The sequence below is a fragment of the bacterium genome, assembly GCA_040757115.1.
Lineage (GTDB): Bacteria > UBA9089 > CG2-30-40-21 > CG2-30-40-21 > SBAY01 > JBFLXS01.
Map to the genome: position 1 here is coordinate 1 of JBFLYA010000279.1, position 4,758 is coordinate 4,758.

Here is a 4,758-nt window from a genome sequence, read left to right on the forward strand (position 1 = left end):
GAGGATAAAAACAGATGAATGCTAAAGAGATATTTTTAGATTTAGTAAGTAAAGTAGTAAAAGGACAAGTTTCCTTAGATGAGGCAATAGCAGAAGTTCATAGTCAAAGGATAAAACCCTGGCTGGAGAAAGAGGCAGTGTTAAATCTGGAGCAAACAATCAATAGCCTGGCTAACCAATCTCCACCACAGGCATATTACCTTGCTACCCTTAACTATGAATCAGCAAAGATAATAGGTCATAGTCTTCTTAGAGCTCATTCTACATTTATCTTAGCCAGTCTATCGTTGCGGCTTGCAAGGTATCATCAGGCTATCAAACTCTATGAAGAGGCATTACCCATATTTGAAGGATTAAATGAGAGACAGGCAGCGGGAGCAATTACTGGCAACATAGGTCATGCCTATTTCTCCTTAGGTCAATATCAGAAGGCGATTGAATATGATGAAGAGGCACTGAAGATAGCCAGAGAGATTGGAGATAGAATGGATGAAGGAACTGAGCTTGGCAACTTAGGTATTGCCTATCGTTCTTTAGGTCAATATCAGAAGGCGATTGAATATTTTGAAGAGGCACTGAAGATAGCTAAGGAGATTGGAGATAGGCAGGGTGAAGGAAGTCGTCTTGGCAACTTAGGTAATGCTTATTACTCTTCAGGTCAATACCAGAAGGCGATTGAATATTTTGAAGAGGCACTAAAAATAGCCAGGGAGATTGGAGATAGGCAAGCCGAAGAAGACTGGATTGATAATCTGGGTAATGTTTTCCTTTCCTTAAAGGAATATCAAAAGGCAATAGACCACTATGAAGAAGCAAGAAAGATAGCTGAGGGACTGGGGGACGAGTTAGGGATTGGTTTCACGATTGGTCAACTTGGTAGAGTTCATGAAGAGAAGGGAGAGTATCAATCAGCCATCAGGAATTATCTTCAAGCATCTTCAGTATTCAGGAAACTTAACTCCCCACATCTTGAAAATACACTCGACTACCTTAATAGACTAAAAGGGTCTTTAGGCAAGGAGAGATTTGAGCAGTATATTAGGGAAATTCAAAGGGAGATGTAAGTATGGATTCGATTAGAGCCGAAATTAAAGAGCTTCTACCAATATTGGAGGAAAGAGAAAGAAGAAGAATTAAAGAGTTAGTAAAAGACCATCCGGAAGTTAATATGAATATAACTGTAATAAATATGACTGTGAACATTCCCACTTTACCAACAACCTCAAAACCAGCCGAGATAGAGACTATGGGGATTATTGAACAATCCACTAACTTCTTTAAACCAACAAGGTATGAAAGTGGGTTTATTGGAGAGAATTTAAGATTAGAGGAGTTTTCTTCCCTTACGGAGGAGCAAAAGATTCAGTTAGACTCTCTCCTGTGGGAAAAGAACAAAGATTGGCTTAATAAAAAATTTCAGGAATTAAATGCCGCCTGGATATCTGTAGTGAACGGAGTAATAGTTAAATCTTCTCCAGATATTTGTGAATATCCACAGAGAAAAGAAATATTAAAACTCTGTGAGGAAAAGGCAAAATTCCCATTTCTTTTTATAAATGACTACTTTTTTATGATTGAAGAAGGGGCTTCTATATGGAGTAAAACCTCAGGCGCACCAGATGACCATTATCCAACAACAGAAATTCAAATCGCATCTCTAACAACAACAGTTAAACTACCTTGTGACCTTGATACTGGAACTTATCTACTATTTGTAGATAGGGAAAGATTAATATCTGAAGGGTTAATTACTCCTCATCTTCTGGAAGAAGAAGGAAAGATTTATCAAGGTAGTCATTTAAATGAGATATATAAAGGTTATATGATAAACACTTTTTCTGTGGGTATAATATTAGAAGATGGTAAGGTTATAAAGAAAAATTCATTTCCTGTAATCTGTGTAACAAATTGGGGTAAAAGCCCTTTTGTAAAAATAAATAAAAATAGATGTGGATTGGTAGGAAGAGGATTATTTCTAAATTTAAAACGAGTTATTCTCCTTGATTTTAGCCTTTGGGAGACAAAAATTTTCTAATCCTACAACCTTTTGATTTGCAAATACTGACAAACTTTTATTTAAAAAAATCCGTAACCGTTCAGGTGGTAATTTATGTCTGTGCGGTGAACAGTTACAGATTTTTTATGGAATGGTAAAAAATGAATAAAGAAGGTTATCCTTTTGTTGAGATAGAGAGAAAATGGCAAAAATTCTGGGAAGAAAACCAGATTTTTAAAACTATATCTTCTAAAAAAAAACCTAAATATTATTGTCTTGAGATGTTTCCTTACCCATCTGGCAAGATTCATATGGGGCATGTGCGCAATTATGCCATTGGTGATGTCATTGCCCGATTTAAAAGGATGCAAGGATATGAGATTTTGCATCCGATGGGTTGGGATGCCTTTGGTCTGCCCGCAGAAAATGCCGCTTTAGAAAAAGGTGTTCATCCCGCAAAATGGACACTCCAAAATATCGAATATATGCGAGGCCAATTGAAAAAATTAGGTTTTTCTTATGATTGGAATCGCGAAATTGCCACCTGCTCTCAAGATTATTACAAATGGAATCAATGGCTATTCCTGAAGTTTTATGAAAAAGGATTGGTTTATAAAAAAGAGGCAGAAGTGAATTGGTGCGAGAAGTGTCAAACGGTATTGGCTAATGAGCAGGTTGAAAAAGGATTGTGCTGGCGATGTTCATCTGTGGTTAAAAGTAAAAAATTAGACCAGTGGTTTTTTAAGATTACAGATTACGCAGATAGACTATTAGAAGAACAAAACCTGCTTGAAAATTGGCCTCAAAGAGTCCTAACCATGCAGACCAACTGGATTGGTAAAAGTTTTGGCACAGAAATTGATTTTAAAATCGTTGGCAGTGCTGAGATTATAAAGGTATTTACTACCCGACCAGATACCATTTTCGGTGCTACTTATGTTGTCTTAGCCCCTGAATATCCCCTTGTAGAAAAACTTATCAAAGATATGCCTCAAGAAAATAAGATAAAAGAATTTATTGAATTCCATAAAACAAGAAAGGAATTAGAAGACATTGAAAAACAAGGTATCTTTACCGGGCAATATGCCATCAATCCGGTTAATAATGAGAAGATACCTATCTGGATAGGTAATTATGTCTTAATGGAATATGGCACAGGTGCAATTATGTGTGTTCCTGCTCATGACCAGCGGGATTTTGAATTTGCGATGAAATATGACCTGCCAAGACGATTAGTGATTCAATCGCCAGATGAAAAACTCACGGCTGAAACAATGACCTGTGCCTTTGAAGAAGAAGGATATCTGGTTAACTCTGCTCAGTTTGACAATATGCCATGCAAACAGGCAATTGATGCCATTTCTGTCTGGATGGAAAAAGAAAACATTGGTAGAAAAACGATTAATTATCGCCTGAAAGATTGGTTAGTCTCAAGACAACGCTACTGGGGAACGCCTATCCCTATTATTTATTGCCAGAATTGTGGGAAAGTGAAAGTCCCTTATGAACAACTTCCTGTTCAACTTCCAGAAAGGGTTGATATTCAAAAGGGTGAAACACTGGCGGATATTTCTGAGTTTATTAATACGACCTGTCCTAATTGTGGGAATAAGGCTTATCGGGAAACAGATACGATGGATACATTTGTAGATTCATCCTGGTATTTTGCCCGATACATCAGCCCAAAAACAGAAAATACCCCGGTTGACTTTAATGAGGCAAATTACTGGTTGCCGGTTGACCAATACATTGGTGGAATTGAACATGCAATTTTACATCTGCTTTATGCCCGCTTTTTTACCAAAGTGATGGCAGATTTGGAATTATTTGATGTAAAAGAGCCTTTTAAAAATTTACTCACACAAGGTATGGTTATCAAAGATGGGGCGAAGATGTCCAAATCTAAAGGGAATGTTGTTGACCCAAACGATATCATTACCAAATATGGTGCGGATACGGTTAGATTGTTTATCCTTTTTGCCGCCCCACCAGAAAAAGACCTTGAATGGAGTGACAAAGGAATAGAAGGCTGTTGGAGATTTTTGAATCGGGTCTATCGAATTGTCCAGCAGTATGCAGAAAAGATGAAAAGAATACAGGATGTAGAATGCAGAATGCAGAATGCAGAAGATAAAAAATTGTATTCATTTACCCATAAAACAATAAAAAGGGTGACCGAAGATATAGAAAATGAATTCCATTTTAATACCGCTATTGCCGCCGTAATGGAGTTAGTTAATGAAATTTATAAATATAGACTTCGAGAAGATGACGAAAATAGCTTATTTGTGCTTAACAAGGCATTAGAGGCAGTAGTTTTTTTACTCTCTCCAATGGCACCTCACCTTGCCGAAGAATTGTGGCAACTGCTGGGTAAAAAAACAAGCATCTTTAACCAAATGTGGCTTAAATATGACCCCGAGGCAATCAAAGAACAAGAAATCACTATCCCCATCCAGATAAATGGAAAACTAAAAGCCACGATTTCCGTTGCGGTAGATTGTCCAGAAGAGGAAATAAAAAATTTAGCCATTAAGGAGATTGAGAATAAAATTAAAGATAAACAAGTAAAGAAGGTCATTTTAGTCCCGAAGAAATTAGTGAATGTAGTTGTTGGATGAATTGGAATGGCTTATCAGGAGAAACGCTCATGCCCCTGCGGGGCACAAAGGAGAATGAAAATTAATGGGACGCAGATTTACAGGATTTACAAGATTTTAAAGAAAAACCACTAAGGCACTATAAAAACATCAAGAAACACT

At 37.1% G+C, this 4,758-nt stretch carries 3 protein-coding genes; all 3 read left to right on the top strand.

Annotation, left to right across the window (positions count from 1 at the left end; all coding sequences use genetic code 11):
• The first annotated feature begins 14 nt into the window (after window positions 1-14).
• Window positions 15-1,064: a tetratricopeptide repeat protein gene (locus tag AB1422_16985; protein ID MEW6620998.1), complete on the top strand. Its 1,050-nt coding sequence runs from the start codon at window positions 15-17 to the stop codon at window positions 1,062-1,064.
• Between the two features lie 2 nt (window positions 1,065-1,066).
• On the top strand, window positions 1,067-2,035 hold the full coding sequence (locus tag AB1422_16990) for a hypothetical protein (GenBank protein MEW6620999.1): 969 nt from the start codon (window positions 1,067-1,069) through the stop codon (window positions 2,033-2,035).
• 122 nt (window positions 2,036-2,157) lie between these two features.
• Window positions 2,158-4,617 carry a leucine--tRNA ligase gene (leuS, locus tag AB1422_16995; GenBank protein MEW6621000.1) on the top strand — a complete coding sequence of 820 codons (2,460 nt, stop codon included), beginning with the start codon at window positions 2,158-2,160 and terminating at the stop codon, window positions 4,615-4,617.
• The last annotated feature ends 141 nt before the right edge of the window (window positions 4,618-4,758 follow it).

What these genes read in the sequence shown, in the direction of transcription:
- AB1422_16985 (MEW6620998.1), top strand. Translation starts at nt 15, where the DNA reads ATGAATGCTAAAGAGATATTTTTAGATTTAGTAAGTAAAGTAGTAAAA.
- AB1422_16990 (MEW6620999.1), top strand. Translation starts at nt 1,067, where the DNA reads ATGGATTCGATTAGAGCCGAAATTAAAGAGCTTCTACCAATATTGGAG.
- leuS (MEW6621000.1), top strand. Translation starts at nt 2,158, where the DNA reads ATGAATAAAGAAGGTTATCCTTTTGTTGAGATAGAGAGAAAATGGCAA.